This is a genomic window from Streptomyces sp. LBL, from assembly GCF_029893585.1.
Lineage (GTDB): Bacteria > Actinomycetota > Actinomycetes > Streptomycetales > Streptomycetaceae > Streptomyces.
The window spans coordinates 1-3,391 of record NZ_JARXYX010000079.1 but is presented as its reverse complement, the minus strand read 5'-3'; the positions used below and the strand labels follow the sequence as shown (position 1 = coordinate 3,391).

The following is a 3,391-nucleotide window of genomic DNA, read 5'->3' as shown; positions in this document are numbered from 1 at the left end:
TGTGGACGTTCACGTATTTCCCCGGGGCTGAGTTCACGTAATTCCCCAGCCCCGGGCGCCGATGGCGTCTACTTGACCGACGGCTTGGCGGGCTTCTCGGTGGGGTTCTTGGGGCGCTTGTTCGGACGGTAGCTGGGGCCGTTCATGATGACCTGGTGGCTGGTGTTGATGAGCCGGTCGAGGAGGGACTCGGCGACGACGGGGTTGGGGAAGAGGGGATACCAGTCGCTGGGCGCCCGGTTGCTCGTGATGATCAGGGACCGCCCCTGCCGCTCGCTGACCAGCTCGTAGAGGTCGTCGGCCTGGGCCGCGGAGAGCTGGCGCATGGCGAAGTCGTCGAGGATGAGCACGTCGGGCCGTACCAGCTCACGGATCCGTTTCTCCCAGGTGCGGTCCGCGTGGCCGCCGGCGAGTTCGGCGAGGATCCGGCTGGTCTTGGCGAAGCGGACGTGGGCGCCCTGCCGGACCGCGAGGTGCCCCAGCGCCTGGGCGATATGCGTCTTGCCCACCCCCACCGGGCCGAACAAAATTACGGACTCGCCCGCATGCAGCCAGCGCAGGGCGCCGAGGTCGCGGATCTGGGCGGCGGGCAGTTTCGAGGAGGCGGTGAAGTCGAATTCCTCCAGGGTGACCTGCTGTTCGAACTTGGCCCGCTGGAGCCTGCGTTGGAAGGCGACGGTCTCGCGGCGGGTGATCTCGTCCTGGCAGAGGACCTGGAGGAAGTCGAGGTGGCCGAGTTCGCCGCCGTGGGCCTGGGCGAGGCGGGCGTCGAGGGTCTCCAGCATCCCGGACAGCCGCAGGGACTTGAGTGACTCGCGCAGGGCGGTGTCCATCACGCTCATCGTGCCGCCACCTCGTCTTCGCCGTGGACCTGGTCGTCGCGGCTGTCCTCCGGTGTGTCCGGGGGTGCGACGGAGCCGAACAGGCCCTGCGGGCCGTGGAGGAAGGCCGCGGCTCCAGCGTCTCCGCTGGTCTCGGGCTCGGGATCGGTCTCGGTGCCGGCGACCAGGATGCCCTTGATGGTGCGGTAGGACGGATCGCCGACCGTGATCGCTCTCGCGCAGGCGGCGTCCAGCCGCGTGTCGCCGTACTTCTTGCGCAGTCCGAGGACCCCCTGGGCGGCGCGGAGCCGGTAGAGCGCGTTGACCTCCAGCAGTTGGTCGACGACCTCACGGCAGGCGCCACCGATCTCGGACGCCTGGGTGCGACACCAGATCGGCGTCTTCATCTGGAAGGCGATCTTCTCCGGCGGGTAGTCGCTCTTGTCGGTACGTTTCCCCTGTTCAAGGGCGGCATGGGTCTTGACCAGGTCGCCGTCGAGGAAGACCTGCACCATCGTGGCGGTGGAGCGGACGTCGACCTTGCGGCCGATCAGTTTCCAGGGCACGGAGTAGAGAGTGCGGCCGACCTTGATGTGAATGTCCGGGCCGACGGTGGCCGTCGACCAGCGGGCCAGCGTGAACGGGGTGGGCGGCAGCGGCAGCAGGGCGGCGGCCTCGACCGCGCCGAACACGGCCATCGGGGCCGCCCCGCCCAGCGGCCGGCACTGACGGCGCCCGGCGACCTGCTGGGCCCAGGTGACGGCCTCGGTCTGCATGTGCTCGATCGAGGTGAACTCCCGCCCGCGCCAGAACGAGTCACGGACATAGGGCATGGGCCGCTCCACCCTGGGCTTGTCCTTCGGCTTCAATGCCCTTGCCGGGTCCACCAACGCCCCGTAGTGGGTGGCGAGTTCGGCATACGCCTTGTTGATTTTCGGGTCGTAGAGGTCGGGCTTGTCGACGCCGGTCTTCAGGTTGTCGGGCACCAGCCGGCGCGGAACGCCGTCGAAGTAGCGGAAGGCCGCGACGTGTGCCTCGGTCCACGCGTGCTGGTCCAGGTTCAGGACCGGACGGACGAACATGTGCCGTGAGCAGGGCAGCACCATCACGAACGCCCAGACCCGGTGCCGTTTGCCGGTGCGGGGGTTGGTCCACTGGCCCAGGAAGCCGTAGTCGATCTGGGCCTCCTCGCCCGGCTCGACCTCGTCGCGCAGGACGGTGACCTGCGAGCGGCTCACCTCGTCAGGCAGTGTGGCGTGCACCCAGCGGCGGAACGAGGAGACCGACACCTTCAGTTTGTGCTCGTCCCGCAGCCGCTGGTGGATCGTGGAAACCGTCACCGTCCCCAGCAACTCCTTGATGTAGTCGCGGTGTTGGTCGATGTCGGACCAGGTGACCTGCCGCAGCCTCCGGTCGGCGAGACCGGGGAACCACCCCTCGATCAGCCCGGCCCAGTCGGCCTCGCTCATCGGCGGGCCGCCCGGGGTGATCCCGGACGCCTCCGCCGGCGCCAGGTACTTCCTGACCGTCTTGCGGTCCACCCCCAAAGACGCGGCGAGCGCGCTCTTCGAGCGCCCCGCGTACCAGTGGACGTAGATCTCGGTGATGTCGACCACGACGAACGTTCTCCTTGCCATCCGGGCTGCCCATCGGCCTGCCGAACCACGGGCCGAGGAACACGGACAGTTCCGCGACGACCAGGTCCCTCGATCCCGGACTCCGCGCTACCCATGGTCAATAAGGAGGAACCGCCATAGAGGATCGCATTACACCCAAACCGCCCCAGATGGTGAAAATCTCCATCGTCGCCGGATCAGCGGGCGGGTTTCTCCCAGGTCAGCGAGTACCGGCGCAGCACATGCCGGCGGTAGCGCACGCCGGGCAGCAGCTGCCGGGCAGCAGCCCGCACCTGCCCATAGCTCATCTGCGGGTCGGCGACCGGCATGCCCTGCGGGCCACGCGCGCGAAGCAGTACCTTCATGATCCGCACGATCGGGGCAGCCGCGATCAACGCCGCCCACTCCGTCACGCTCGCCTCGCGGGCCAGACCGACCACCACCAGCGTGCCGCCAGGCCGCAGCAGCTCACGCATGCGGACGAGGGCCGCCTCGAAGTCCATGTGATGGATCGTGGTCACCGAGCAGACGAAGTCGTACTCCGCACGGGGAAGTTCCGCGGTGAGGAAGTCTCCCTCGACGAAGGTGAGTTGCGGATGGCCGGCAGCAAGCTCACGTGCGCTGGCGATCATGTCCGGCGACTTGTCGATCCCGGTGACGTGTTTCGCCCGCCCGGCAAGCTTCCGTGCCAGCAGCCCGTCCCCGCAGCCAACCGTCCAGGGCATCGCCGCATCCCTCGGGAACAGACCGGAGGATGCCCGGGTGCCGGGCAACGTTGGTGTTCCAGTACGGCTCTGCGGCGGGCTGGCGCATCGGATCAGCGTAGAGGCCGGTCATGGCCTGCCGAGTGCACACCGACGGATTCGCTGTCCCCATGGGGAGTCGTGATCGCAGGGGTGGGGAATTACATGACGCTGATCATGCAGATCGTGGGGAATTGCCTGACCGTCGACA

Annotated in this window: 3 protein-coding genes; all 3 read right to left on the bottom strand. The window is 68.1% G+C overall.

Annotation, left to right across the window (positions count from 1 at the left end):
- Positions 1 to 68 precede the first annotated feature (68 nt).
- The 3 genes from istB to M2271_RS42270 all read right to left on the bottom strand — a co-directional run bounded on the left by istB (position 69) and on the right by M2271_RS42270 (position 3,162).
- Positions 69 to 842 (bottom strand): IS21-like element helper ATPase IstB, encoded by a 774-nt coding sequence (gene istB / locus M2271_RS42280; protein WP_280892792.1) that lies wholly within the window; start codon positions 840 to 842, stop codon positions 69 to 71.
- Positions 839 to 2,437, bottom strand: coding sequence for an IS21 family transposase (gene istA, locus M2271_RS42275; RefSeq protein WP_280892791.1), 1,599 nt, complete (start codon positions 2,435 to 2,437; stop codon positions 839 to 841). Before istA ends, istB begins: the two co-directional genes overlap by 4 nt.
- A 197-nt stretch (positions 2,438 to 2,634) precedes the next feature.
- Positions 2,635 to 3,162, bottom strand: coding sequence for a class I SAM-dependent methyltransferase (locus M2271_RS42270; RefSeq protein ID WP_280892790.1), 528 nt, complete (start codon positions 3,160 to 3,162; stop codon positions 2,635 to 2,637).
- Positions 3,163 to 3,391 lie beyond the last annotated feature (229 nt).

Coding starts and splice junctions, on each gene's coding strand:
- M2271_RS42270 (WP_280892790.1), bottom strand. CDS start 3,162: ATGCCCTGGACGGTTGGCTGCGGGGACGGGCTGCTGGCACGGAAGCTT.
- istB (WP_280892792.1), bottom strand. CDS start 842: ATGAGCGTGATGGACACCGCCCTGCGCGAGTCACTCAAGTCCCTGCGG.